At 65.6% G+C, this 25,366-nt stretch carries 24 protein-coding genes; 3 read left to right on the forward strand and 21 right to left on the reverse strand.

Annotated elements, in window-relative coordinates; all coding sequences use genetic code 11:
- Positions 1-34: 34 nt before the first annotated feature.
- From ACTJK0_RS07385 to ACTJK0_RS07460, 16 genes are all read right to left on the reverse strand, one after another.
- Complete coding sequence (locus ACTJK0_RS07385; protein WP_110542991.1) at positions 35-2,950, reverse strand: DEAD/DEAH box helicase; 2,916 nt, start codon at positions 2,948-2,950, stop codon at positions 35-37.
- A gap of 20 nt (positions 2,951-2,970) precedes the next feature.
- Positions 2,971-3,765, reverse strand: coding sequence for a twin-arginine translocase subunit TatC (gene tatC / locus ACTJK0_RS07390; RefSeq protein ID WP_110542992.1), 795 nt, complete (start codon positions 3,763-3,765; stop codon positions 2,971-2,973).
- 48 nt (positions 3,766-3,813) lie between these two features.
- Positions 3,814-4,086: a Sec-independent protein translocase subunit TatA gene (gene tatA / locus ACTJK0_RS07395; RefSeq protein ID WP_043455943.1), complete on the reverse strand. Its 273-nt coding sequence runs from the start codon at positions 4,084-4,086 to the stop codon at positions 3,814-3,816.
- Positions 4,087-4,118: 32 nt separating this feature from the next.
- Positions 4,119-4,466 (reverse strand): hypothetical protein, encoded by a 348-nt coding sequence (locus ACTJK0_RS07400; protein ID WP_110542993.1) that lies wholly within the window; start codon positions 4,464-4,466, stop codon positions 4,119-4,121.
- Between the two features lie 10 nt (positions 4,467-4,476).
- The gene (locus ACTJK0_RS07405) at positions 4,477-6,465 is read right to left on the reverse strand and encodes a helix-turn-helix transcriptional regulator (protein WP_440744751.1); all 1,989 of its coding nucleotides are present in this window, start codon (positions 6,463-6,465) and stop codon (positions 4,477-4,479) included.
- A gap of 103 nt (positions 6,466-6,568) precedes the next feature.
- Positions 6,569-6,964: an FKBP-type peptidyl-prolyl cis-trans isomerase gene (locus ACTJK0_RS07410; RefSeq protein WP_110542995.1), complete on the reverse strand. Its 396-nt coding sequence runs from the start codon at positions 6,962-6,964 to the stop codon at positions 6,569-6,571.
- Between the two features lie 64 nt (positions 6,965-7,028).
- Entirely contained in the window at positions 7,029-7,997 is a 969-nt protein-coding gene (locus ACTJK0_RS07415) for an FKBP-type peptidyl-prolyl cis-trans isomerase (protein WP_440744752.1), read from the reverse strand.
- Between the two features lie 115 nt (positions 7,998-8,112).
- Positions 8,113-9,477: a Pup--protein ligase gene (gene pafA, locus ACTJK0_RS07420; protein WP_110542997.1), complete on the reverse strand. Its 1,365-nt coding sequence runs from the start codon at positions 9,475-9,477 to the stop codon at positions 8,113-8,115.
- 9 nt (positions 9,478-9,486) lie between these two features.
- On the reverse strand, positions 9,487-10,197 hold the full coding sequence (prcA, locus tag ACTJK0_RS07425; RefSeq protein ID WP_110542998.1) for a proteasome subunit alpha: 711 nt from the start codon (positions 10,195-10,197) through the stop codon (positions 9,487-9,489).
- Between the two features lies 1 nt (position 10,198).
- On the reverse strand, positions 10,199-11,020 hold the full coding sequence (gene prcB / locus ACTJK0_RS07430) for a proteasome subunit beta (RefSeq protein WP_110542999.1): 822 nt from the start codon (positions 11,018-11,020) through the stop codon (positions 10,199-10,201).
- Between the two features lie 80 nt (positions 11,021-11,100).
- On the reverse strand, positions 11,101-11,304 hold the full coding sequence (locus tag ACTJK0_RS07435; protein ID WP_110543000.1) for a ubiquitin-like protein Pup: 204 nt from the start codon (positions 11,302-11,304) through the stop codon (positions 11,101-11,103).
- 84 nt (positions 11,305-11,388) lie between these two features.
- Entirely contained in the window at positions 11,389-13,008 is a 1,620-nt protein-coding gene (dop, locus tag ACTJK0_RS07440; protein WP_440744823.1) for a depupylase/deamidase Dop, read from the reverse strand.
- A 50-nt stretch (positions 13,009-13,058) separates the two neighbouring features.
- The gene (arc, locus tag ACTJK0_RS07445) at positions 13,059-14,810 is read right to left on the reverse strand and encodes a proteasome ATPase (RefSeq protein WP_110543002.1); all 1,752 of its coding nucleotides are present in this window, start codon (positions 14,808-14,810) and stop codon (positions 13,059-13,061) included.
- Between the two features lie 82 nt (positions 14,811-14,892).
- The gene (locus ACTJK0_RS07450) at positions 14,893-15,957 is read right to left on the reverse strand and encodes a tRNA (adenine-N1)-methyltransferase (RefSeq protein ID WP_440744753.1); all 1,065 of its coding nucleotides are present in this window, start codon (positions 15,955-15,957) and stop codon (positions 14,893-14,895) included.
- Between the two features lie 98 nt (positions 15,958-16,055).
- Positions 16,056-17,246, reverse strand: a complete 1,191-nt coding sequence (locus tag ACTJK0_RS07455) for a site-2 protease family protein (RefSeq protein WP_110543436.1) — start codon at positions 17,244-17,246, stop codon at positions 16,056-16,058.
- Positions 17,239-17,922 carry an HAD family hydrolase gene (locus ACTJK0_RS07460; protein WP_440744824.1) on the reverse strand — a complete coding sequence of 228 codons (684 nt, stop codon included), beginning with the start codon at positions 17,920-17,922 and terminating at the stop codon, positions 17,239-17,241. Before ACTJK0_RS07460 ends, ACTJK0_RS07455 begins: the two co-directional genes overlap by 8 nt.
- 199 nt (positions 17,923-18,121) lie before the next feature.
- On the opposite strand from ACTJK0_RS07460, the gene ACTJK0_RS07465 reads away from it, so the two are divergent.
- Positions 18,122-19,027 (forward strand): PAC2 family protein, encoded by a 906-nt coding sequence (locus ACTJK0_RS07465; RefSeq protein WP_110543005.1) that lies wholly within the window; start codon positions 18,122-18,124, stop codon positions 19,025-19,027.
- A 104-nt stretch (positions 19,028-19,131) separates the two neighbouring features.
- On the opposite strand, the gene mshC is transcribed toward ACTJK0_RS07465, so the two are convergent.
- Positions 19,132-20,409 (reverse strand): cysteine--1-D-myo-inosityl 2-amino-2-deoxy-alpha-D-glucopyranoside ligase, encoded by a 1,278-nt coding sequence (gene mshC / locus ACTJK0_RS07470; protein WP_110543006.1) that lies wholly within the window; start codon positions 20,407-20,409, stop codon positions 19,132-19,134.
- Between the two features lie 15 nt (positions 20,410-20,424).
- Positions 20,425-21,258, reverse strand: coding sequence for an undecaprenyl-diphosphate phosphatase (locus ACTJK0_RS07475; RefSeq protein ID WP_440744754.1), 834 nt, complete (start codon positions 21,256-21,258; stop codon positions 20,425-20,427).
- Positions 21,259-21,309: 51 nt separating this feature from the next.
- Between ACTJK0_RS07475 and ACTJK0_RS07480 the strand changes: the two genes are divergently transcribed.
- Positions 21,310-22,239 carry an aldo/keto reductase gene (locus ACTJK0_RS07480; RefSeq protein WP_440744755.1) on the forward strand — a complete coding sequence of 310 codons (930 nt, stop codon included), beginning with the start codon at positions 21,310-21,312 and terminating at the stop codon, positions 22,237-22,239.
- Positions 22,240-22,265: 26 nt separating this feature from the next.
- On the opposite strand, the gene ACTJK0_RS07485 is transcribed toward ACTJK0_RS07480, so the two are convergent.
- Positions 22,266-22,529: a hypothetical protein gene (locus tag ACTJK0_RS07485; RefSeq protein WP_013600974.1), complete on the reverse strand. Its 264-nt coding sequence runs from the start codon at positions 22,527-22,529 to the stop codon at positions 22,266-22,268.
- Positions 22,530-22,569: 40 nt separating this feature from the next.
- On the opposite strand from ACTJK0_RS07485, the gene ACTJK0_RS07490 reads away from it, so the two are divergent.
- The gene (locus tag ACTJK0_RS07490; protein ID WP_110543009.1) at positions 22,570-22,803 is read left to right on the forward strand and encodes a DUF5703 family protein; all 234 of its coding nucleotides are present in this window, start codon (positions 22,570-22,572) and stop codon (positions 22,801-22,803) included.
- Positions 22,804-22,880: 77 nt separating this feature from the next.
- Here ACTJK0_RS07490 and ACTJK0_RS07495 read toward each other — a convergent pair whose 3' ends face one another.
- Both ACTJK0_RS07495 and ACTJK0_RS07500 read right to left on the reverse strand, forming a co-directional pair.
- Positions 22,881-24,041 carry an acyl-CoA dehydrogenase family protein gene (locus ACTJK0_RS07495; protein ID WP_440744756.1) on the reverse strand — a complete coding sequence of 387 codons (1,161 nt, stop codon included), beginning with the start codon at positions 24,039-24,041 and terminating at the stop codon, positions 22,881-22,883.
- A 10-nt stretch (positions 24,042-24,051) separates the two neighbouring features.
- Positions 24,052-25,356: a M20/M25/M40 family metallo-hydrolase gene (locus ACTJK0_RS07500; RefSeq protein WP_110543011.1), complete on the reverse strand. Its 1,305-nt coding sequence runs from the start codon at positions 25,354-25,356 to the stop codon at positions 24,052-24,054.
- Positions 25,357-25,366 lie beyond the last annotated feature (10 nt).

Raw genomic sequence — 25,366 nt, forward strand, 5'->3', positions numbered from 1 at the left:
GCACGCCGGGAATTACCGGACGGGTGCAGCGGAACTAGAGAACGGAGGAATACGCCACGACGCCGCGGCGGATGAGGTTGATGGCCTCGGCACACAGCCGTGCCAGCCGCGGGTCAAGGCCCGGAATCTTGGCGAGCTGGTCCAGGAGGTCCACCACCTGCTTGACCCAGCGGACGAAGTCGCCGGCGGCCAGGTCGGTACCGTTGAGGACGTCCTGCAGGTGCCGCCCGCGGGCCCACTTATACAGGGGCCAGACAAGGCCCAGCTCTGGCTCGCCGGTCAGCGGCAGCTTGTTCTCCTCTTCCACGTCCTCGAGCACGGACCACTCCCTGACCACGATGTCCACCGAGGTTTCGAGGGAGACGCTGGGCATCCGCGGCCGCAGCCCACGGTCCTCACGCTTGGCCTGGTACACCAGCACACTGGCGAGGGCCGCCACCTCGGCCGCGTCGAGGTCATTGAACGCGCCCAGCCGCAGGGACTGGGAGATCAGCAGGTCCTTCTCACCGTAGATCCGGCGCAGCCGCTGCCCGTCCGGGCTGATGTTCAGGCGGCCGTCGCCCGCATCCTCCAGGTACCCGTAGGACGACAGGACATCGCAGACCCGGTCGAAGGTCTTGGCGATGGTGTTGGTGCGGCCCTGGATCTGGCGGACCAGGCCGTCCGTTTCCCGGCGCAGCTTCCACCAGCGCTCCGACCAGCGGGCGTGGTCTTCACGCTCGCTGCAGCCGTGGCAGGGGTGGGCCCGCAGCGCACGGCGAAGGTCGGCGATGCGCTTCTCCTGGTTGGGCAGCGCAGCCGCCCGGCCGAAATCGTGGTTGCGGTTTTGGCCCGGGGCGGGGGCACGGTTCTCCCGCAAGGCGTTCCGCGCGGACGAGGCAAGGTCACGCCGCGACTTGGGCACTTTCGCGTTGAAGGATTTGGGAATACGGATCCGGGTCACGGGCGCGATCGGGCCCTCAAGGTCGTCCGTGCCGATCCTGCGCAGCTGGTTGTCCAATGTGAGCACGGCGGGCCGGGGCTCGCGGCTGTTGTGGTCGGAGCTGAGGACGACGGCGGGACCCGGCGCACGTCCGCCGGGAACGTTGACCACGTCCCCGGGCAGCAGGCGGGCCAGGGAGTCATCGCTGAGCGATTTCCGCACCCGGGACTTGGCCTTGGACGTGCCGTTTTCGGCGTCGGTCAGTTCCCTGCGCAGCCGAGCATATTCCGTGAAGTCACCCAGGTGGCAGGTCATGGACTTGGCGTACCCGGCGAGGGACTCTTCGCGGCTCCGCACCTGCCGGGCAAGCCCCACCACGGAGCGGTCCGCCTGGAACTGCGCAAAAGAGGACTCGAGGATTTCGCGTGCCCGGGTCCGGCCGAACTGCGCCAGGAGGTTGATGCTCATGTTGTAGGTGGGCCGGAAACTTGAGTTCAACGGATAGGTGCGGCGTGACGCAAGGCCGGCCACCGCCGTCGGATCTGTTCCGGGCTGCCAGAGCACCACGGCGTGGCCTTCGACGTCGATGCCCCTGCGCCCGGCCCGTCCGGTCAGCTGGGTGTACTCTCCCGCGGTGATGTCGACGTGCGCTTCACCGTTGAACTTGTCGAGCTTTTCCAGCACCACGGAGCGGGCCGGCATGTTGACGCCCAGGGCGAGGGTCTCGGTGGCAAAGACCGCTTTGACCAGGCCCTCGGCGAAAAGACCTTCCACCACTTCCTTGAAGGTGGGCAGCATTCCCGCGTGGTGGGCAGCGAAACCGCGGAGGAGCCCGTCCCGCCAGGTCCAGAAACCCAGGACATCGAGGTCGTCCGGCGGAATGTCCATGGCGGCCTCATCGACGCGTTGGGCGATGATCCGTTGCTCTTTTTCGGTGGTCAGCCACAGGCCGGAACTGACGCACTGGGCCACCGCTGCCTCGCACCCCGCGCGGGAGAAGATGAAGGTAATGGCAGGCAGCAGGTCCATCCTGTCCAGGCTGGCAATGACCTGCGGGCGGCTGGCCGGCCGCACTCCCCCTGGCTCACTGCCGCGGCCGGGGCGGCCGTTGCCCCGCCGGCCGCGCCCTCCCGGTCCGGGACGGCTGCGGAAGCTCTGCTGGCTTTCGCTGCGGGCCACCGCGAGCAGGTCAGGGTTGACGTCGAACCCGCGGCCCTTGGCGCCGTCGCGGGATTTGCCGGACCTGTCCGGCTGCCGGTCCTCTTCCTCAACGGGTGGTGCGATTTCGTCGAAGGTGGTTTCCCCGGCAAAGAGGTCCATGATCTGCCGGCCCACCATGACGTGCTGCCACAGCGGCACCGGGCGGTGCTCGGAGACGACGATGTCCGTGTCCCCGCGGACAGTGTCCAGCCAGGCACCGAATTCCTCGGCGTTGGAGACGGTTGCGCTCAGCGATGCCACCTGCACCTCGCTGGGCAGGTGGATGATGACTTCTTCCCAGACTGCGCCGCGGAACCGGTCGGCGAGGTAGTGGACTTCGTCCATGACCACGTATCCAAGATCATCCAGCGTGGCGGAGTCGGCGTAGAGCATGTTCCGCAGGACTTCGGTGGTCATGACTACCACCTGCGCGTCACCGTTGATGCTGGTATCCCCGGTCAAAAGGCCCACGTTGGCTGCACCGTATTTCACGGCGAGCTCGCTGAACTTCTGGTTGCTGAGGGCCTTGATGGGGGTGGTGTAAAAGGCCTTCAGGCCCCGCTGCAGTGCGAGGTAGATCGCGAACTCCCCGACAATCGTCTTGCCGGCGCCGGTGGGAGCGGCCACCAGGACTCCCCTGCCCTCCTGCAGGGAGCGGCAGGCCTGCCGCTGGAAGTCATCGAGCTCGAAATCCAGGGTCAGGGTGAACGCTCCCAGATACGTGGCGGCCTCGGCCCTGCGTTCGGCGCTGGCACGGTACCGCTCAGCGGGCGACAGCTCTTCAGGATCTAGGGGTCCCGCGGAGAAGGGGCCGGTGGTGGAGGACATACTCCAAGCCTAACGGCAGCCTAGAGCTTCTTGAGTTCACTTCCGGGGGTGGCAATGTCCGCTGTGGCCTCGGTCTCTTCCACCTGCCGGGCCTGCCGCCGTTCACGGCGTTTGTCGTTCATGATGCAGATGCCGATGGCGGCGAAGAACAGCGCCAGCAGTGGCCCGGCGAGCATAAACATGGAGATGGCATCCGCGCCCGGAGCGGCGATTGCCGCCAGGACAAACACCAGGAACACCGTGATGCGCCAGGCCTTCAGGATGGTGCGGCCCGACACGAGGCCGGCCATGTTGACGCCCACCAGCACCACGGGGACCAGGAAGGCCAGGCCGAGCATCAGTACCATCCGGGTGACGAACTCGATGTAAGTCCGTGCATCGATCACGCTCGAGGAGCCGGCAGGAGTGAACTGGGTCAGCGCATGGACCACCTGCGGGACAACCAGCCAGCCAACCCAGATGCCGGCAAGGAACAGCGGTATGGCGGCGGCCATGTAGCCCAGGGTGTAGCGCCGTTCCTTGGAGGTCAGCCCCGGGGTGATGAAGGCCCAGAGCTGGTAGATCCAGATGGGACTGGAGATGACGGCCCCGATGAGCAAGGACATCTGAAGCTTGAAATCAAACGGCGACGCAATGGTTCCGAAATTGATGGCGGCGAGGCCCCCGGTCTCCTCCGAGATGCGGCTGACCGGTTCGGCCAGGGCCTTCAGCAGCGGATCGTAAAGGATCCAGCCCCCAATGCCGCCGATGACGACGCCGATGGCCGACTTGATCAGCCGGTTCTTCAGCTCCTTGAGGTGCTCCCAGAGGGACATGCGCCCCTCGGGGTTGGCTTTACGGGCCCGCGACAGTGCCACGGGAGGTCAGGCGCGGGTTGACGGCGGAACGTCAGTGCCGTCTGTCGGCTCACCGGGCTTCGCCTTGGGGTGGTTCACGATGGTGCCTTCCACGGGGCCGTTGGCCTCGGTGGAGTCGGTTTTGCCGTCGTTCTTCATTTCCTTGACCTCGGACCTGATGATCCGCATGGACTGGCCGAGGCTGCGGGCCATGGCCGGAAGTTTGGGCGCGGCAAACAGAAGCAACGCAACAACGATGATGATTACGATCGGCCAGGGGCCATCAAAGAGTCTTCCCACGGGAAATCCTTTCCTCTAAATACATCCTACTTCTATGTGAAGTCGAGATCTCCGAGCGCCTGCGGCTGACCCCGGTCTTTCTTTCGCTGCACTCGCCGGCGGCGCCGTTCTTCGCGCCGGGCCGATTTGGATGCCTCGTAATCATGTCGCATGACAGCGGGCGAGGCAAAAACGGCAGACCCGGGCCGCGGCCGGCCGGGATCGGCGGCTTCGACCGGTGCTTCAGCAGGCTCGATGTGCCCCAATTTCCCGCCGGCGGCGGTGAGGTCCTTCACGGTTGCCATGAACTGGCGGAAGAGACGGATGCCCAGCAGGACATAGAACAGCAGGGACACGGCGACCAGCGCCACCCATATGAGAATCCAGGACCACCAAGGCATGCTGAGAAGTCTATCCGGCGTACCTTGCCAGCGCCGCCGCCAGCCAGTCCCGTGCGGCGTCGGACAGTCCGGCAGGGGCCAGGATCCGGGCCGAACCGCCGTGCTGCGCCACGAACATCGGCAGCCACGCAGTGTTGCCGAAGCGGATCTCGGCGACCAGTCCGCCGTCGGGCAGTTCTGCGTTGCGGGCCGCGTAATAGTCGTCCGCCAGCCCCCTGCCCTGCCGGGTGAGCTGGACGGTGACCACGGTGTCGTCGTCGTTCGCCGTGAATAGCTTGGCGGGAACCCCGCCTTCGGGTGCCGCCTGCCTGCTGGCGGGCGCGCCGTTGGGATGTACCTCCCGGACCCTGTCCAGCCGGAAGTTCCGGAGCCCGTCCACCAGGTGGCACCAGGCTTCGAAGTACCAGGTGTTGTCAAGGGAGTAGAGCCGCAGCGGGTCCACGTCGCGTTCGGTGACGGCATCCCGCTGCGGTGAGAGGTAAGTCAGGTGGAGCTGGGACCCGGACTCGATGGCGCGGCGGACGGTGGCATGGGTGGTGGCGTCCGCGGGGGCAACCTGGGGGCCGGCAATGGAGGCGGCGCGCAGTCCTTCCTCCCCGGCTGCGGCAAGGAGCTTCAAAGTGACCGATTCCAGGGCGCCGCCGCCCGGCAGGTCGGGCAGGCCGTTCAGCGTCTCCAGCCCGGTCAGCAGGGCACATGCTTCCGCCACAGTGAACCTGACTGGCTTCTTCAGGTCGAGGTCCTGGGTGATGAAGACGTGGCCGTCCTCCCACTGGATGTCCAGCAGGTCGTCCGGATACCCTTCGGGCAGGCCGGAACAGATAAGGATCCGGAGGTCGGCTTCCAGTTCCTCCCTGGTGACGCCGAAGTGGTCAGCGACGTCCTGGATGTGCAGGCCCTGGTTGTGGACCAGGAACGGGACCAGCTGCAGCATGCGCTTGAGCTGTTCCTCGGAGGTGCCCTTGCGCACCGTCCGGGCAGGGGCAGAGCCCGGGAAGGCGTAGGAGGGCCGGGGTGCGGTGCTGAAGTCGAATGCGGCCTGCAGGCGGCGTCGTACGGCCTGGCGGAGGTCTGCGGGTTGCACTACCAGGGCATCGGGGCCGTACGACGCCAGCTCTTCGGCGAACACTTCGGGATCGCGGTATTCCAGCGCCACCCGGTCGTGTCCCCGGGGCGGGTTGCCAGGGGCCGGCTGGCTGGCAGCTTCCACGGCGCGTGCCCGCAGTGCCAGCAGGCGCCCGTTGGGGACATCCACGACGGCGGTGCGGAGCGGCAGTTCAGGCAGCCGTGCGAGCTCGGCCCGGATGCTGAAGTCGGCCGGCGGGACGTAGTGCTCCCGCGCCAGCGTGGTGACGGCACTGGTGAAGCGGGAGAGGCGGAAATGCCTGGCAGCCTGCCGGCCGCGGTCGTAGCCCATGAGGTACCACTGGCCGAACCGGCTGCCCAGTCCCCAAGGTTCGACAGTGCGGGTTTCCTCCTTGCCGGTGCTGCCGGCCAGGTAGGTGAACGTGACGGGGTGCCGGGCGTGCATGGCGGTGACGATGTCGTCGAAGGCCTGGCCGGCCGGTTTTATCCGTGGCTGGACCCCGGCAGGCAGTTCAACGTCCGCCAGTTTGCCGGATGCCTGGAGTTTCCGCAGGGCGCTCTGGGCGGCGGATCCGAGTGCGGCACGCTCCCAAAGCTGGGAGGCCAGCAGGAGGACTGTCCATTCCTCCGGCCCAAGCTGGACGTCCGGAAGCCGGTTGGACTCCTTGCCGATCCGGTACCGCGTGGTGGCTGGATCGTCCTCGCTCCAGCCCAGGTCGGTCAGGGTTTCCACGTCGAAGCCCATCGCCCGCAGGTCATTCTTGTCCCGCTCAAACATCCGCCCGAATGCGACGTCGTTGCCGGAGGTGTCGTGGTAGACCTTGTCGCGCAGTTCGCTGCGGCGCAGGCCGTAGCGGGTGTTGAGCAGCGCGATCAGCAGGTTGAGGAGTCGTTCGGTGCGGGATACGGACACCTTGGTTACGTTACTAAACTGCCCGCTTAAAGCAGAAAGCGCGGCAGGACGGGAGGTTGATGCTGCCCGTGCTGCCGCGCTTCGGCGTGTACTTGGGGACCGGTTAGCGGACGTCCACGAGGTCAACCACAAAGATCAGGGCCTCGTTGGGGGCAATGGCCCCGCCGGCACCCCGCGAGCCATAGGCCAGTTCGGAGGGGATCTCCAGCCGGCGGCGCCCGCCGACCTTCATGCCGAGCAGTCCCTGGTCCCAGCCCTGGATGACCTGGCCGACGCCTACGCGGAAGTCCAGCGGCGCGCCGCGGCCCCAGGACGCGTCAAACTCTTCGCCGGTGGACCAGGCAACGCCCACGTAGTGGGTGGAGACGGTGTCCCCGGCCTTGGCTTCGCGGCCGGTGCCCTCGATGAGGTCCGTAATGACCAGTTCCGTGGGTACGCCACCCTCCGGGAAGTCGATCTCGGGCTTCTGGCGGTCAAATTCCCGCTGTCCAAACGACATGCTTGCTCCTATGCGTGTGAGTGATGGGTGCCGCGAAAGGAACGCGGCGTCCCTGTAAGTCTTGCTACTTGACCCCGAGGATGTCCACTACGAAGACGAGGTCGCCCTTGGCCTGCCCCTGGCCAGCGTCGCCGTAGGCCAGGTCCTTGGGGATGACCAGCAGGACGCGGGAACCCACGGTCTTGCCGGCGAGGCCCTGGGTCCAGCCTTTGATGACGCCCGTAAGGGGGAAGGTGGCGGGCTGGCCGCGGTCGAAGCTGGAATCGAACTTGGTGCCATCGGAAAGGTTGACGCCGACGTAGTTGACTGTCAGCGTATCGGACTCTTTCACGGCAGCGCCGGTGCCCTTGATCAGGTCCTGGGATACGAGGGCCGTCGGGGCCGCTGCACCAGCAACGTTGATCTCCGGTACGCCGTCTTTTTCCGTCACGGTGGGAAGGCCGGCCGGCGGGCTCACGGTCTCACCCTGGGGCTTGTCCAGGACAGGCGTGGGGTCGGAAGCGGAGAGTACTTTGATGATCAGCAGCTGGCTGGGTTCGGCGGCCGCGCTCGGGCTGGGGCTGGCGCCGTCGGACGGGCTGGGACTTGCCGGGGATGCACTTTGCTTGCCGGGGACGGCCAGGGCAAGGCTGGACCCTACCTTGGCACCGACAAAGGCGTTATAGATGACGGCGCTGCTGGTCTTGAGCTCATCGTTCAGCTCCAGGCTTTCAGGCTCGTTGGGGAACGTATCCTCAAGCTGGGATCCGTCCGTGCCGTTTAGGGCCAGGATGGAGATCTTCGCTACCTGGTTTGCCTTCACGCGGTCGCCGCTGCCTTCGGAAACAACCTTGACGGTGGGTTGCGTAACGGTGAGCGGCTTGTCGAAGTCCACGCCAGGGGCCTTCTTGTCCCCGTTGTCGGTCAGCTTGAGGGAGTCGAACTTTGCAGTCTCCCCGGCAGACTGGCTGCTGGGCTCCGGCTGGGAGCTTGTACCTCCGCAGGCGGTCAGGAGCAGCAGGCCAGGAAGGAGTATTGCTAGTAGTCGGCGCACGTAGGAAAACTTTCGTCGGGGCAGGGTGGATACGGTATTGCACGTCGCGGCGTACAACGCCGTGGAAAGGTCCCGTTAAAAGGACCTTATCCAGAATAGACCCTGAAGCTGAACGTCAGCCCATAGAGTCCAGGAGGGCATCCACACGGTCATCGACGCTGCGGAACGGATCCTTGCACAGAATCGTCTGGTGGGCCCGGTCATTCAGTTTCAGGTGTACCCAGTCAACTGTGTAGTCGCGTCCCAGTTCCTGGGCTCGGCGGACAAAGTCGCCCCTGAGCTTTGCGCGGGTGGTCTGCGGCGGAGCGTCCACGGCGCCCTTGATGACGGTGTCGTCCACGATTCGCCGCACCGCCCCGCGGGACTGCAGCAGGTAGTAGAGGCCGCGGCTGCGGGAGATGTCGTGGTACGTGAGGTCGAGCTGGGCGATCCGTGGTGCATCCAGGCCAAGGCCGTGGCGTTCGCGGTAGTTATCCATCAACTTCTTCTTGATGGCCCAGTCGATTTCAGTATCGATGCCCCGGGTGTCTCCTGATTCGATGGCACGGAGCGTCCGCTCCCACAGGTCGAGGATCGCGGGAACATGGGGGTTGTGCGCGCCGTGCTCCTTCACGAAGGCAGTGACCTTGGTCAGGTACTCCTGCTGAATCTCCAATGCAGTCAGCTGGCGGCCGTTGGCCAGGCGCACCAGGGCGCGACCGCTGAGGTCATGCGAAATTTCCCTGATGCTTCGGATGGGATTCTCCATCCTCATGTCCCGCATGATCACGCCGGCTTCGATCATCCTGAGGACAAGGTCCACGGTGCCGATCTTCATCAGTGCCGTCGCCTCAGACATATTCGAGTCCCCGACGATGACGTGCAGCCGCCGGTAGAACTCGGCGTCCGCGTGGGGCTCGTCCCGGGTGTTGATGATGGGCCGGGACCGGGTGGTGGCGGACGAGACGCCCTCCCAGATGTGGTCGGCCCGCTGGGAGAAGGCATATGTGGCCCCGTGCGGCGTCTTCAGGATTTTGCCGGCGCCCGCAATGAGCTGGCGGGTGACGAGGAACGGAATCAGGATTTCGGCCAGTCGTGAAAATTCCCCGCGCCGGGGAATCAGGTAGTTCTCGTGGCTGCCGTAGGAGTTGCCCGCGGAGTCGGTGTTGTTCTTGAACAGGTAGACGGTCCCGTTGAACCCTTCTGCGGCCAGCCGCGCCTGGGCCTCATCCACGAGGTCGTCCAGGATGAGCTCGCCGGCCCGGTCGTGGGCTATCAGCTGGGCGAGGTCGTCACACTCTGCGGTGGCGTATTCGGGGTGCGATCCGACGTCGAGGTACAGGCGTGAGCCGTTGGTCAGGAAGACATTGGAAGAGCGACCCCAGCTGACCACCTTGCGGAACAGGTACCGCGCCACCTCCTCGGGCGCAAGGGGCCTGGAGTCGGGGCTCGAATAGGAGATCCCGAACTCGGTTTCGATGCCGAAGATTCTCTTGTCCATCTGATCCTCCTAGGCAAGCAGTGCTGTGATGTCCGCGTCGTTGAGCCTGCGGAAGGCGCGCCGGGAGCCGCGGGAGCTCTCGGAGAGCCGGTCCAGGACGGCCACCTCGAGTGCGCCGGGCGGCAACGGTGCCGCCGTTTGTTCACCCTCCTGGGCAGGTGTAAGACCTTTGAGTGCGAGCCGCACGGCGTCCGCAAAACCCAGTGACGCCTGCCATCCCGCTTCAATGGCGGAGGAGACCCGGTCGGCCTGGCCGCCCATCACGACAAAACTGTGTTCGTCGGCGATCGAGCCGTCAAATGTCAGCCGGTAGAGGTGGTCTTCAGCCTGCGTGGGGCCCACCTCGGCCACGGCAAGCTCCACCTCGAAAGGCTTTTGTTCCGCCGTGAAGACGGCGCCGAGACTCTGGGCGTAAACGCTCGCCAGGCCCCGGGCGGTGACGTCCTCGCGGTCATAGGAGTAGCCGCGGACATCTGCGTAGCGGACACCGGCCTGGCGAAGGCTTTCGAATTCGTTGTATTTGCCCACGGCGGCGAACGCGATCTTGTCATAGATCTCGCCGATCTTATGCAGCGAGGGAGACGGGTTCTCGGCAACCAGAGCGATGCCCTCCGCGCAGCTGATGACGACCACCGAGCGGCCCCGGGCGATGCCCTTCCGCGCGAAATCCGCGCGGTCCTTCATCAGCTGTTCGGGCGACACGTAGAACTGCTGGGTCATCTCAGGCCTCCCGTCCGGCGATGGTGCGTGACTCAATCACGGCACGCGAGGCAGTGGCGAGTTCGGCTTCCGGAACCCGGCGGGCGCCGGTCCTGTCCACGGTGTAGACCACCGGCCACAATTGCCGGACGGTGTCGGGTCCGCCGGTGGCGGAATCGTCATCGGCGGCGTCGTACAGGGATTCCACGGCAACCGACAGGGCTTCGGCTGCACTGAGGTTGGGCCGCCACAGCTTCTTCAGGGCGCCCCGTGCGAAGACTGAGCCCGAGCCCACCGTGTGGTGTTCGTGTTCCTCGTACCGGCCTCCGGTGACATCGTAGGAGAACAGCCGCCCGACACCGGCGCTGGTGTCGAAGCCGGCGAAGAGGGGCACTACCGCGAGCCCCTGGAGGGCCAGCGGCAGGTTCCCCCTGATCATGGCCCCCAGCCGGTTCGCCTTGCCCTCGAGGCTGAGTTGGGTGCCTTCGATTTTTTCGTAGTGCTCGAGTTCAACCTGGAAGAGCCGCGTCAGGTCAATCGCAATGCCGGCTGTCCCGGCAATGCCAAGGACCGAGAAATGGTCTGCCGGAAAGACCTTCTCAATGTGCCTGCTGGCAATGACGTTGCCCATCGTGGCCCGCCGGTCGCCCGCCATGAGGACACCGCCGCCGTAGCTCATCGCCACGATGGTGGTGGCATGGGGAACCTGCAGCGGGGCAGCTGCCGACGCGCCACCCTGAAGGGACCGGTTGAACGGCAGTAACTCCGGCCGGTCCCGTTGCAGGTGCTCCGTAAAGGACGAGGTGGCGTTGGCGGCTACCTGGTTGGCGGTTGATTCCTGCACTCATCACTCCTTGAACGTGGTACTTCAACGTTGGTACAGATCCCGGCCGTCCGCGGCTTCCGCCACCTCCCGGCTCCGGGTTACTGGCCGCCCTTTTGGACGAACGCCCGGACAAACTCCTCGGCGTTGGATTCCAGGACGCCGTCAATTTCGTCGAGGAGGTCGTCTACGCCCTCCGTGGACGCCGACGCCTTGGCCTCGGGCGGTGCCGGGGGTGCCTCGGGAATGTCTTCGTCGACCTGGGTGTCACGTGACTGCGGCTGCTGCTGCTCCTGGCCTGCCATTGGTTTCCCTCCTTCATCGTTCGGGGAATCCGGCGGATCCTCCGATATGCCCATCCTGCCACGGTACGGGCGTTCCGGCGCGGTTTATGCCGCAGGCGGAGTGCTGTTGTGTCCCAGCAGTTCGCCAAGGAACGGTCCGGCTTCCCGGTAGCGCTCGAACAACGCTCCGGTCAGGACTTTGGTTCCCCTCAGGGGCTCCCGGGTGGGCACGCGCTGCAGCCGTCCGTAACCGGGGACATCAAAGATAACCGAGTCCCAGCTTGCCCCCACCACATCCTTGCCGAAGCTGCTGATGCACTTCCCCCGGAAGAAGGCCCGCGTATCGGCGGGAGGTTCCGCAACGGCTGCGGCGATGGCGGCGTCGTCCACGATCCGCTGCATCCGGTTCCTGGACAGCAGCCGGTAGTAGAGACCCTTTTCCGGCCTGATATCGGCCCACTGGAGATCCACCAGCCCCAGCCGTGCATCGTTCCATTCCAGGCCGTCGCGCTGGCGGTAACCGTCCAACAGCGAGAGTTTGGCCAGCCACTCCACGGAGGTGGCCGCGGAAGCCTTGTCACTGTCCAGTTGGGTGAGCACCGCTGCCCACCGCTCCAGCACCTCGTGGGTGTGCCCATCGCCGTCCACGGCATCGCCCACACCGGTATCCTGGGCGAGCTTGGCGGCGGCCTCGTGGTACATCCACTGAAGATCGAGGGCTGAGACGCGCCTGCCATCCAGCAGGCGAAGCTTGGCCGTCAGCGAGGTGTCGTGGCTGACGGTCTTGAGGGCCGCAACGGGCTCGTACACCTCGACTTTGGGGGCCAGGCCCGCCTCGATGAGGCTGAGGACCATGGCGGTGGTGCCGAACTTAAGGTAGTTGGAGACCTGGCTGAGGTTCGCGTCCCCGATGATCACGTGCAGCCGCCGGTACTTGTCCGCCGTGGCATGGGGTTCGTCGCGGGTGTTGATGATGGGTCTGCGGATGGTGGTTTCCAGCCCCACCTCCGCTTCGAAGAAGTCGGCGCGCTGGCTGACCTGGAATCCGGGTACGGAGCTGTCCTGCCCCAGCCCCAGCCGGCCGGCCCCACAGATCACCTGCCGGGTGACGAAGAATGGGGTCAGCCCGCGCACGATGTCCCCGAAGGGCACCGACCGCGGCATAAGGTAGTTTTCGTGCGAACCGTACGACACTGACTTGTTGTCAGTGTTGTTCTTATACAGGTTCACCGGTGGCAGGGCAGGGTCCGCTGCCAGCCGGCGCAGTGCTGCCAGCCCTACAAGGTCCCCTGCCGCGTCCCAGGTTACTGCGTCCCTGGGGTTGGTTACCTCCGGGCTGGAGTATTCGGGATGGGCGTGGTCGACGTATAGCCTTGCGCCGTTGCCGAGGACCATGTTCATCAGGAGGGTCCCCGACTCATCCTGTCCGTCGAGTTCCAGCTCCTCCCGGCCGTATGCGAGGGCCACCGCCTCCGCGTCGAGTACCGGGGGCTGGTCGGTCAGCTGGGATGGATGGGCGGAGCCCCGGTCCACAGTCCAGCCCCTGGCATCGTGCAGCGGTTCCTCGTCGGTGTAGTCCCACCGCGTCTCGGCGCCGCCGGCAGCCCGCTGGCGGGTGACCTGGGCGTAGGCCTGGACCACCCGGGCGCTCATCATGGTGGCATTGGCGGACGGTGCGGACGGAGCGTGGATGCCATATTCGGTTTCCGCCCCTATGACCCGCATGGCTCCGCCGACGGGGAGGGCTTCCCCGGCAGCGGAACCGTGTGCAGCGGTCACAGATATTGTCCCGTGGTTGGCATCGTCTCGATGGACTTGCCTGGCTCCTGCCCGGCCTTGCCCTGGACGATGGTCCGGATGTAAGTGATCCGTTCGCCCTTCTTGCCGGAGATGCGTGCCCAGTCGTCCGGGTTGGTGGTGTTGGGCATGTCCTCGTGCTCGCGGAATTCGTCCACCACGGCACGCAGCAGGTGCTCGATCCGGAGCCCTTTCTGGTGGGTCGTCAGCAGGTCCTTGATGGCGTACTTCTTGGCCCGGTCCACAACGTTCTGCACCACTGCGCCGGAGTTGAAGTCCTTGAAATAGAGCATCTCGGTGTCGCCGTTGGCGTACGTGACCTCGAGGAACTCGTTGGACTTGTCCGTGGAGTACATGGCCTCAACAGTGCGCTGGACCATGGCATCCACAGTGGCCTGGACGTCCCCGTTGTGTTCGGCAAGGTCCGACTCATGGAACGGCAGGTCCGGTGTGATGTATTTGTTGAAGATGTCCGCCGCGGCTTCGGCATCGGGACGCTGGATCTTGACCTTTACGTCCAGCCGGCCGGGCCGGAGGATCGCGGGATCAATCATGTCCTCGCGGTTGGACGCACCGATAACGATGACGTTGTCGAGGCGTTCCACGCCATCGATTTCACTGAGCAGCTGGGGCACGATGGTGGTTTCGACGTCGGAGGAAATGCCCGTGCCGCGGGTGCGGAACAGTGAGTCCATCTCATCAAAAAACACTACTACCGGGCTGCCATCCGATGCCTTTTCCCTGGCGCGGGAGAAGATCAGGCGGATGTGCCGTTCTGTTTCGCCGACATACTTGTCCAGCAGCTCAGGGCCCTTGATGTTGAGGAAGTAGCTCTTCAGGTCCACGTTTCCGGACCGCTCGGCGGCCCGCGCCGCAAGCGAATTGGCAACTGCCTTGGCGATCAGCGTCTTTCCACACCCCGGCGGACCGTACAGGAGGATGCCCTTGGGGGCCTTCAGGCCGTGCTCCCGGTAGAGGTCCGGGTGCAGGAACGGCAGTTCGACGGCGTCGCGGATCTGCTCGATCTGCGGGCCCAGGCCACCGATGTCCTCGTAGGTGATGTCCGGGACTTCTTCAAGGACAAGGTTTTCAACCTCAGAGCGGGGGACCTTTTCCAGCGCATAGCCGGTCCGGGAATCGACCGAAAGCGCATCGCCCACCCGAAGTTTCTCGGACAGGAGGGCGCCCGAAAGCCGAACAACGCGTTCTTCGTCTGCGCGGCCCACCACCAGGGCACGGTCGCGTCCCAGCATCTCCTTCAGCGTGGCCAGTTCGCCGGCACGCTCGTAACCGAGTCCGGCCACGATCAGGAGTGCCTCGTTCAGCAGCACTTCCTGGCCCACGGCCAGCTGGTTGATGTTCACGAGCGGGCTGACGCCCACGCGCATCTTGCGCCCGGCGTTGAAGATGTCCACCGATTCCTCGGTGGCAGCCTGGCCGCTGCTGCCGGGGGCCGGCTGCCTCTTCGGGTTGATTTGGAGGATTGTACCGAAGCTGTAGGGCGGCTGCCCTTCCTGGTCCAGGGCGTTCTTCAGCCGGAGGATCTCCGCCTTCGCCGCCTCCAGCATGCTGACCAGCTTGGTGTTGTTCTGCGTTGCCGCTGCCAACTGGCGGTCGATGTGCCTGAGCTTGTCCCGAAGGATGTTGACCTGGCGGTCAGCAACCGAGAGGTCGTTGGCGGCAGACTGCTCTGCCGGTGTACGTCCGGAGTCCTGGTTTGGTGTCTCCATGATGTATCAGCCCCTTCCTGCGCTTCTCTTATGACATTAGCCCCAAGATGGCGGGTAGGGATGGAGACTCCCGAAATGTGGACTAGTTCGTAACTTCGGGAGTGACCACGACGTTGGTTCCCGCGATGGCGTCGCGGGCGGCGCGGCGGAGTTTCTTGTCCGAGACGGCCCGCTCCCCTACCGCGCCTGGCGTCCAGGCATTGACGTCTTCTTCATTGAATTCGGTCTTGGACGGCCGGCGTTTGACCGAAATTCCTGTGACGCCGTCGGCCAGCCTGCGCGTTACCAGCAGGAAACCTGTGTGGGCCACCATGCGGTGGTCGGGCCGGACGGCAAGTCCTTCGAGGTGCCAGCCGCGGACCATGGATTCCCAGGCGTCAGGTTCGGTGAAGCGGCCATCCGCCCGGATCGCCTCGGCAGTGCGTGAAAGCTGGGTGACCGTTGCGACGTAGTTGATCCAGACTCCGCCTGGGGCCAGGACGGTGGCGACGGCGTCGAGGCACTCCCAAGGTGCAAGCATGTCCAGGACCACACGGTCCACCGAACCCGGTTCCTCAGCCTTGACCACTTCTTCCTGGAAATCACCCAGGGAGATCTGCCAGGCGGGGTGGGGGCCGCCGAAGATGGTCTCGACGTTTCCGCGTGCAATGTCGGCAAACTCCTGGCGCCGCTCAAAGGAATGCAGGTAGCCGTCGTCGCCCACGGCCCGGAGCAGGGAAATGGAGAGCGCGCCGGAGCCCACGCCGGCCTCCACGACACGCGCACCCGGGAAGATGTCTGCCATGGTGACGATCTGGCCGGCGTCCTTGGGATAGACGACGGCGGCGCCGCGCGGCATGGAGAGCACGAAGTCGGACAGCAGGGGGCGCAGGGTCTGATACTGCTGGCCCACGTTGTTCACCACCACGGAGCCATCCACCTTGCCGATGATCTCGTCATGGTTGAGGAAGCCGCGGTGGGTGTGGAATGCACCGCCGCGTTCCAGGGTGATGGTGTTCATTCGGCCGCGTTCGTCCGTCAGCTGGACCCGCTCACCTTCGCGGAAGGGGCCGCGGCGACGGGCAGCTCCCACCGGCTGCGAGCCGCTGGCGGCAACACCGGTTTGCGCTGCTCCCTTGGCGTCGTTGACGGCAGTTTCGCTGCTCATGATTCTTCCTCGCTCCTGTAAACCTGTTGTGCCGCGGCCGGGCAGGCCGCAACGGACCTGGTGGTTTGAAGACGGCAATTCACGACCGGCAGGTAACTCTACCGGTTCTGGCCCTGCGGGTACCTATCGTTGCGCTGGCGCTTGCCGGTGATGGCTGCCATTACGGCCTCCTGGGTCAGCAGGCCGGTGACGGCTCCGTTGTGGTCCACCACAGCGTAGTGGCGTCCCTCAAGCTGGGAAAGGAACTTGATCAGTTCCTGACCCTTGGACCACTCGGGAACAAAGGCGCCGGCGGCCAAAGGGAAGGCAATAGCGGTGACCGGAGTGGCTTCCGCTGCGGCGGCCGGAACCGAAGCGAGGGCGCCGGGGTCAACAACACCCTGCGGGCGGCCGTCGGGTCCGCAGACCACCACAGCCTTTGTACCGTCCGCTCCCAGCAGCAGGGCGTCGCGGACGGTGCCGGTTGCAGGCAGCCCCGCAGCCGGGGTCGCCAATGCGGCGGCGCTGACCAGCGGGAGCCGTCCCCGCAGCGTGCCTTGCTGGATGGACGCGGATGCCCCCATCCAGAGGAACCCGCCCACCAGGACGGTAATCATCAGCAGGCTGAAATTCGGGCTCTCACCCGCAAGGAAAGGACGCAGCAGGAACCAGTAGGCGATGGCGAGCACGATGATCCGCCCACCCCACCCCGCGGCCACCGTTCCCTTCGCCTGGCTGCCGGTGGCCTTCCAGACGATGGACTCGACCAGACGGCCTCCATCCAGCGGCAGTCCAGGCAGGACATTGAAGACGCCGATGAGGAAGTTGGCCCACATGAAGATGTTCGTCAGGATGTCCGCCACGCCGCCCAGGCTGTTGGTGCCAAGTACCAGCCAGGCTCCGCCGGCAAGGACGAAGTTCGCTGCCGGGCCGGCCAAGGCAACCACTACCGACCGCCCGGGGGAAGCTGTGAAACTCTCGAACTGGGTGTGGCCGCCCCAGAGATTTAGGACGATCTTCTGGGAGGGCCACCCGTAGATTTTGGCAGTCAGTGCGTGGGCAAGCTCATGCACAAGCACGGAAATCAAAAGCAGGACGGCGTAGGCGAAGGCCACCACATAGGCGCTGGTTCCCAGCAGCGGGTATTCGTTGTGCAGCACAGGCCCAAAAGCAACCACGGTGAAGGCAGCGATGACGAACCAGGAGTACGCGAGCACGATGGGCACGCCGCCGATGCGTCCCAGCGGGATTCCTTCGCGGCGGACACGGGTTTGGCCTTCTGTTCCACCGGGACTGCCGGATTCAGCCACGGGGACCACCCCAGGACGCTGCCGCGGCGTCCGCCGGATCGGGGCCTGCGAGAAGGGCTTCCAGTTCGGCCAGGCCGCGGCCGGACAGCGAGTCCCACAGGGCGTAGCTGCCGTGGTCCGGCAGCGGCACGATATGCGGGACCGCTACGGTTGCCACACCGGAGGCGACAGCTGCAGCCACGCCGGGCACGGAGTCTTCCAGTGCCACGCAGTGCTGGATCGCCAAATCCGGATCGGTCTCCTGCAGCAGCTCCACGGCTGTCAGGTACGCCTCGGGGTGCGGTTTGCCCTGGCTCACGGTGTCGCCGGTAACCAGCACCTCGAAGTACGGGCGCGGAAGGCTCGCCACTACTTCCCGGGCCAACGGCCCCTCTGACATGGTGACCAGGGCGCAGCGCACGCCCGCTTGGTGGAGCTCTTCCAGCAGTTCACGCGCTCCCGGCCGCCAGGGTACCTGCTGCCGGACGCTGCTGATGACCCGGGCCGTCAGGGTATCGATGATTTCGCGGATTTCGAGCTCGACGCCGGCCTGTTGGAGCAGTCCCGCGGAGAACGTCAGTGACTGGCCCACCAGCTGCATGGCCTGGTCGTGGCTCCACGTCCCCCCATGGGCCTCCACGAGCGCCCGTTCCGCAGCGATCCAGTACGGCTCAGTGTCCACGATGGTCCCGTCCATGTCCCAAAGGACGGCTTTGAGTGGGGAACCAACGGCAGGAAATCGCATGCTGCCAGTCTACGGGGCCTGGCTGGACGGCGGCTGTGGGCTACGCCCTTGGCGAATACGGCCCGCATTGAATCCACTTTGTACCGGTTGGCCTGCATTTGTGGCGCTTCATTCCATGCGCGGGCGTACACCTTGGACGTAGGGTGAAGAAATGAATAGCTTCGAGGGAGACACCGCCGCACAAGGTGCCGGACCCGAGCGGGAACGGTTCCTGCAGCCGGTGGCTGATGGCCGGCGCGTAACTGTCATGCTTGCTGCGTTTGAGGGGTGGAACGACGCCGGAGAAGCGGCCAGTGATTCCCTCCGCTACCTGAACAAGCTGTGGGGCGGGAAGAAAGTGGCATCCGTCGATGCCGATGAGTACTACGACTTCCAGTTCACGCGCCCCACGGTGCGCAGGAACGCTGCCGGTGAGCGCAAGATCAAATGGCCGTCGACCCGGATCTATAAGGCCAGTGCGCCCAACTCCAACGTGGACGTCATCTTCGTGCAGGGGACCGAGCCTTCCTATAAATGGCGCGCCTACACTGCGGAGCTGCTGGCCCACGCGGAGGCGTTGAACGTTGACTATGTGATCCTGGTGGGCGCGCTGCTCGCCGATGTCCCGCACAGCCGCCCGATTCCGGTGAGCACATCCTCCGATGACGCTCCGCTGCGCGAACGGATGAACCTGGAGGCATCACAGTACGAGGGCCCCGTGGGCATCGTCGGTGTCTTGTCCGAGGTGGCGCTGCTGGCAGGGCTCCCTACTGTGTCGCTCTGGGCGGCCGTGCCGCATTACGTGGCCCAGGCTCCCTCGCCCAAAGCCCAGCTGGCCCTCCTGCACCGCATCGAGGAATTGCTCCAGGTGCCCCTGGACACCCAGGAACTGGCAGAGGAAGCCGACGCCTGGGAACGCGGGGTGGACGAGCTGGCCACCGAGGATCCGGAGATTGCCGCCTATGTGCGGCAGTTGGAGGAAGCCAAGGACACCGCAGACCTGCCCGAGGCCAGCGGCGAATCCATCGCCCGTGAATTCGAGCGGTACCTGAAGCGGCGCGGCCAGGACAAGCCCTGACCGTGATTGCCCGGGTTTGACGGACCGGTCAATACCGGGCGAAAGAAGGGGCCCGGCCGNGAACATCCCGGCCAGGCCCCTTCTCATTATCCCGGCGCGAAAACTTAAAGACTGATGCCCAGGAGGGCGTCCACCGCGTCCTTGACCAGGGCGCGGTCATCAGCGCTGGCGGCAGCACCGCCGTCGTTCGCCGTCCGTGCCCAACGGGACACCGCGGCCACCGCGGCCGGCGCGTTGAGGTCGGCGGCCAGGGCTTCCCGCATCCCGGCCAGCAGCGCCGCGCCGGAACCAGCGGGCGCGTGGTCGAGGGCCTTCCGCCAGGCGGCCAGGTCCGCCTTCGCAGCTGCGAACCCTTCGTCAGTCCAGGACCAGTCCGAGCGGTAGTGGTGGGCCAGGATGGCGAGGCGGATCGCCGCCGGGTCCTCCCCCGCCGCGCGGAGCTTGGAAACCAGCACCAGGTTGCCCTTGGACTTGCTCATCTTTTCGCCGTCCAGCCCCACCATGCCTGCGTGGGCGTAATGCCGGGCGAGCGGAACCCCGGCCAGCGAGTAGGCGTGGCCGGCACCCATCTCGTGGTGCGGGAAGATCAGGTCGGACCCACCGCCCTGCACCGTGAAGGGAGACGGCAGGTACTTCTGGGCGATGACGGTACATTCGATGTGCCAGCCGGGACGGCCGGCGCCGAGGCTGCCGCCGGGCCAGCTGGGCTCACCCTGCCGCTCCACCCGCCAGAGCAGCGGGTCGAGTGCCTGCCGCTTCCCTGCCCGGCCCGGGTCGCCGCCGCGTTCGGCAAAAAGCTCCAGCATGGCGCTTTCGCCAAGGTGGGATATGCAGCCCAGGGCCCAGGAATCAGGTGCCGTTGACTGCTTGCCGGCCGCTTCGACGTCGTAATAGACATCGCCGTCCGGCTCGCCGTTGGTTCCGGCCACCTGGTACGCCAGCCCCATGCTGACCAGCCGCTCCACTTCGGGGACGATGAGGCCGATGGATTCGACGGCGCCGACGTAGTGGTCCGGGGCCAGGACGTTCAGGGCTTCCATGTCTGTCTGGAAGAGCTCCACCTGCTCTGCCGCGAGGTCGCGCCAATCCACGCCGGTGGCCGTGGCGCGTTCGAGCAGGGGGTCGTCCACGTCGGTGACGTTCTGGACGTAGGAGACGTCACTGCCGGCATCGCGCCACGCCCGGTTCAGCAGGTCGAAGGCGACGTAGCTGGCCGCGTGGCCCATATGGGTTGCGTCGTAGGGGGTGATGCCGCAGACGTACATCGACGGCCTGGCCTCCCGTTCCAGCGCTATTTCACGGCCTGCCGCTGTGTCGAAGAGCCGGATGGCGGGCATGTTTCCGGGCAGGGCGGGGACGGGGCGGGAAGTCCAGGATTTCACAAGCCAAGCCTAGCCCTAGGGGTTGATGACGCCGAAACCAAGCAGGAGGTAGAGGGCAAGTCCCAGGAAGATCCGGTACCAGACGAACAGCCGGTAGCTGCGGGTGGAGACGAACTTCAGGAACCAGCCGATGATGACGTAGCCCACCACCAGGGCGATGACGGTGGCCAATGCCGTCTCAGGCAGGCCGAACGGGCCGGAGATGCCTTCCTTGGTGACCACCTTGTAGAGCTGGTACAGCCCGCTGCCGAACACCGCGGGGATAGCCAGCAGGAAGGAGTACCGCGCGGCCGCCTCGCGGGTGTAGCCCATGAACAGGCCGGCCGTAATGGTGCCCCCGGAGCGGGAGACGCCGGGGATCAGGGCCAGTGCCTGGGCCAGGCCATAGAGGATGCCATGCCTGTAGGTGAGGTGGGCAAGGTCCCGTTTCTGGGCCCCCACCGCGTCCGCCACGGCCAGGATGAGGCCAAAGACGATCAGCATGGTGGCCACGATCCACATGCTGCGGAGTACGGACTCGATCTGGTCCTGGAAGAGCAGTCCCAGGAAGATGATGGGCAGGCTGCCCAAAATCACCAGCCAGCCCATCCGGGCGTCGGGATCGTGCCGGGGAACCTTGCCGGTGAGCGAGCCGGCCCACGCTTTGACGATCCGGACAATGTCGCGCCAGAAATAGATCAGCACGGCGGTCTCGGTACCCAGCTGGGTGATGGCCGTAAAAGCGGCTCCCGGGTCTTCCGCATTGGGGAGGAACTCCCCCACGATCCGCAGGTGCGCGCTCGATGAAATAGGTAGAAATTCGGTCAGTCCCTGCACTAGGCCCAGCAGGGCCGCTTCAAACCAGTTCACGCTAAGACCCTACGGCATGGCGCCGGTGGTTCTGCCCGTAAGCTTGCTGCTATGCAGCAGCGTTACGTCGGCAACAGTGGATTGCGAGTTTCAGCCCTCTCCCTGGGCACCCGGTCGTGGGGTAAGGAAACCGACGAGCAGGACGCGTCCGAGCTGCTGCGCACGTTCCTTGACGCGGGAGGCCGGCACATGGACACGTCGGCTTCGTATGCCGGTGGCGGCTCGGAGGCTGTCCTTGGTTCGCTGCTGGGGGACGTGGTGTCGCGGACGGAGGTGTCCATTTCCACCAAAGCGGGGATGACGATGCCGGATGGCCGCCGGGCGGTGGACACGTCACGGAATGCGATGCTCACCGGACTGGACGCCAGCCTGGCCAGGCTGGGCACCGACTATATAGATCTGTGGTTCGTCGAGGCGTGGGACGGCAACGTTCCCCTCGACGAAACGCTGGCTGCCCTTGAGTTTGCCGTCCGCACAGGCCGCGCACGTTATGCCGGTATTTCGAATTTCAAGGGGTGGCAGGCGGCGAAGGCCGCGGCCATCAGCAGCATCCCGCTGGTGGCGGTGCAGGCGGAGTATTCATTCCTGGACAGGACAGCCGAGGCTGAGCTGCTCCCGGCGGCCGAGGACGCCGGGCTTGGCCTGATGGCCTGGGGCCCGCTGGGCCGGGGCGTGCTTACCGGCAAGTACCGGGGCAGCATTCCCGCCGGGTCCAGGGGCGCCACAGGCGAGGCAGGCTATGTGGAGCCTTACCTTGCGGAGAAGCCGTCGCGGATCGTCGATGCCGTGTGCATGGCTGCCAACGGCCTTGGCCGGACCCCGCAGGATGTGTCGCTCTCCTGGCTGCTGTCGCAGCAGGGAGTAGCCACGGCAATTGTGGGGGCGCGCACGCCGGTGCAGTTGAAGGAACTCCTGGACGCCCAGCTTTCCCCGCTGCCGCCGCAGATTGCACGTGCCCTTGAGGACGTTTCTGCCGGCTGACGCCCAGTCCGTCTTTCCCGGCGCTCTTATTCCTCGACGATCTCCAGGTCCTCGTCGTCCACGTCGGATTCCTCGTCCTCTTCGTCCTCATCGTCGAAGACCTGAAGCGGGGTCACTTCGTTGTAGGCCTCGTAGAGTGCATCCTCGTAAACTTCGAAGGCATCGGCCACGGCGAAAAAAGCTGCCTCAACGGAGGGGTCACCGTCCCCGCGGCGGTTCGATGCTGCTATAAGGTGTTCTTCCAAAGCGGTGGTCAGGGACGAAAGCGCGACACGCGGATCGATGCTCATGACTTCACGTTAGCCGGAAAAGGACGAAAATGGAGAGCAAATGAAGGAACAATTTCTCACCAGCTCGGTCCAGCGGGAACGGGATTATTTACGGCAGTACGAGTACCTCGTACTGACCGTCAGCCCTGTTGATTCCCTGCCGGAGGCACGGCGCCGCCTGGTGGAGCACTCCGAATACGGCAAGTGGGAACTGGAGCGCAGCAAGCTCTATGTGGGCGGCGGCAGGCGGTTCTGGCTCCGCCGCCGGGTGATGCAGGTCCAGCGGACCGTTTAGGGTTTGGCAGTCCAGCGGACCGTTTAGGGTTTGGCAGTCCAGCGGACCGTCTAGGTTTTGGCAGTCCAGCGGACCGTTTAGTCCTCCAGCGGGCCCAGCCAGGCGTTGGCCACCGTGTTGTGCGCCGACTCGTCGTCGGACGGGTGGAACATCCCGGCCAGCACGTCCCGGTAGAGGCGCTCCAGCTCCGATCCCCTGAAGTAGCTTGATCCCCCGCTGACCCGGATGGCGAGGTCAACCACCCGGCGCGCCGTCTCGGTGGCGTTCACTTTCAGGCCCACCAGTTTCGGGAACCACTGGCTTCCATGCCCGGCCAGCGCGTCGACGTCGGCGGTCACTGAGGCAAGCTGCGGGTACAGGTTGTCCATGGCCATGGCGGCCTCCGCCACCTTCCAGCGGATGTCGGGATCCTGGGCGTAGCTGCGGCCGCCGTTCTTGAATGAGGTGCGACGCTTCACGGTCTCCACGCCCACGGACAGGGCACGTTCGCCCACGCCTGTGTAGACGGCTGCCAGGAGGCTTTCGAAGCAGGCGAAGATGGCGAAGATCAGGGGGTCGGCGTTGGGCCCCACCGGCAGCTTGCGGAAAATCCTGTCCGCCGGCACCTCCACGCCTTCAAGGACAGTGGTGGCCGACTGGCTCGCCCGCATGCCCAGCGTGTCCCAGTCGTCAAGGATCCGGTAGCCGGGTGTTTCCCGTGTGATGAAGCCATGCACCAGTTCGCCTGCGCCGTCCCTTGCGTCTGCGTCCTTGCCGAAAATCCCCAGGCGGGTCCATGCCGGCGAAAGGCTGGTGAAGATCTTGGTGCCGCTGAACGAGTACCCACCGCCCCCGGTGGGTTTGGCCGCAGTCCGCGAGTCGAAGAGGACGGAGTCGTTGCCCGCTTCGGAGTTGCCGAAGGCGAAGACCTCGCCCTGCGCGGCTTCCTTGAGGACGAAGTCGAGCGAGTCGTCACCACGCGCCGCCAGGACGTGCGCGACGCCGGTCCACACCAGATGCATGTTGACGGCGAGCGCCGTGGCCGGGGCAGCCGTTGCCAGCCTGCGCTGGCACTGGGCTGCCGCTTCAAGGCCAAGCCCTGCGCCGCCGTCGGTCGCTGGTACGAAGAGCTTCAGGTATCCGGACGCCGCCAACTCCTGCAGGTCCTCCTGGAAGAAGGCGTTGTCGCGGTCATAGCCTGCGGCGCGGCCGCGGATGCGCTCCAGGAGGGTATCGGGAAGCAGGTCCTCTGGGGTCACGGCCGGCCTCTCAGTAATTGGTGAGCAGGGTGTTCAGCACCCGGGCGCCGAACTTGAGCGAGTCCGCCGGCACGCGCTCGTCCACTCCGTGGAACATGCCGGTGAAGTCCAGCTCATCGGGCAACATGAGGGGCGCGAACCCGTAGCCTGTAATGCCGAGGCGGCTGAGCGACTTGTTGTCCGTGCCGCCGGAGAGCGTGTACGGCAGCACCTTCGCGCCTGGATCCTCCTTGTGGAGGGCGTCGATCATGGAGTCCACCAGGTTCCCGGCGAACGGGACCTCAAGTGACACGTCATTGTGCACGTAGCTGACGTCGACTCCATTCCCGGCGAGTTCCCGCACGATCTCCAGGACCTGCTGTTCCTGGCCGGGGAGCGTCCGGCAGTCGACCAGCGCCTCCGCCGATTCGGGGATGACGTTGTGCTTGTAGCCGCCCTTGAGGAGGGTGGGATTGGTGGTGTTCTGCAGGGTGGCCCCGACGAAGCGGGCCACGGTGCCCAGCTGGTTGAGCAGGAGATCGGGATTGTCGGCGTCGAACTCCACTCCCGTGAGTTCCGTCACCCCGTCAAGGAACTGGCGGGTGGTGGGGGTGAGTTCGATGGGCCACTTGTACTCGCCAATGCGCGTGACTGCGGCGGCGAGGCGGGTGACGGCATTGTCGGTGTTGATCTGGGAGCCGTGGCCGGCCCGTCCGTGGGCCACCAGGCGGAGCCACGAGATGCCTTTTTCCGCCGTCTGCAGCAGGTAGGTCCGCTGTCCTCCGATGGTGGCCGAGAAGCCGCCCACCTCGGAAATGGCCTCAGTGGCGCCCTCGAAAAGCTCGGGCCGGTTGTCCACGGCGTAGCGGGCGCCGTACACGCCCCCGGCTTCCTCGTCGGCGAAGAACGCAAAGATGATGTCCCGCTTGGGCTTCCTGCCCTCCCGGGCGAAGGCACGCAGGACCGACAGGATCATGGCGTCCATGTCCTTCATGTCGACGGCGCCGCGTCCCCAGATGAGGCCGTCCTTCAGTTCGGCGCCAAAGGGATCCACCGACCACTGGTCGCGGAGGGCGGGGACGACGTCCAGGTGCCCATGGACTACCAGGGCACTGGCGGACGGGTCTTCCCCCGCCATCCTGGTAACGACATTTGCCCGGCCGGGTGCGGATTCGAAGATTTCCGCGGCCAGTCCAACCTCCTCGATGAGGCCGGCCGCATATTCCGCTGCTGCCCGCTCCCCCGGGCCCGATCCGTCTCCGTAGTTGGAGGTGTCAATCCGGATGAGTTCCTGGCAGATCCGGACAACTTCATCCTCGGGCAGGACGTCAGGCATTGGAAGCTCC

The organism is Paenarthrobacter sp. 22069 (genome assembly GCF_052046035.1).
Taxonomy (GTDB): Bacteria; Actinomycetota; Actinomycetes; order Actinomycetales; family Micrococcaceae; genus Arthrobacter.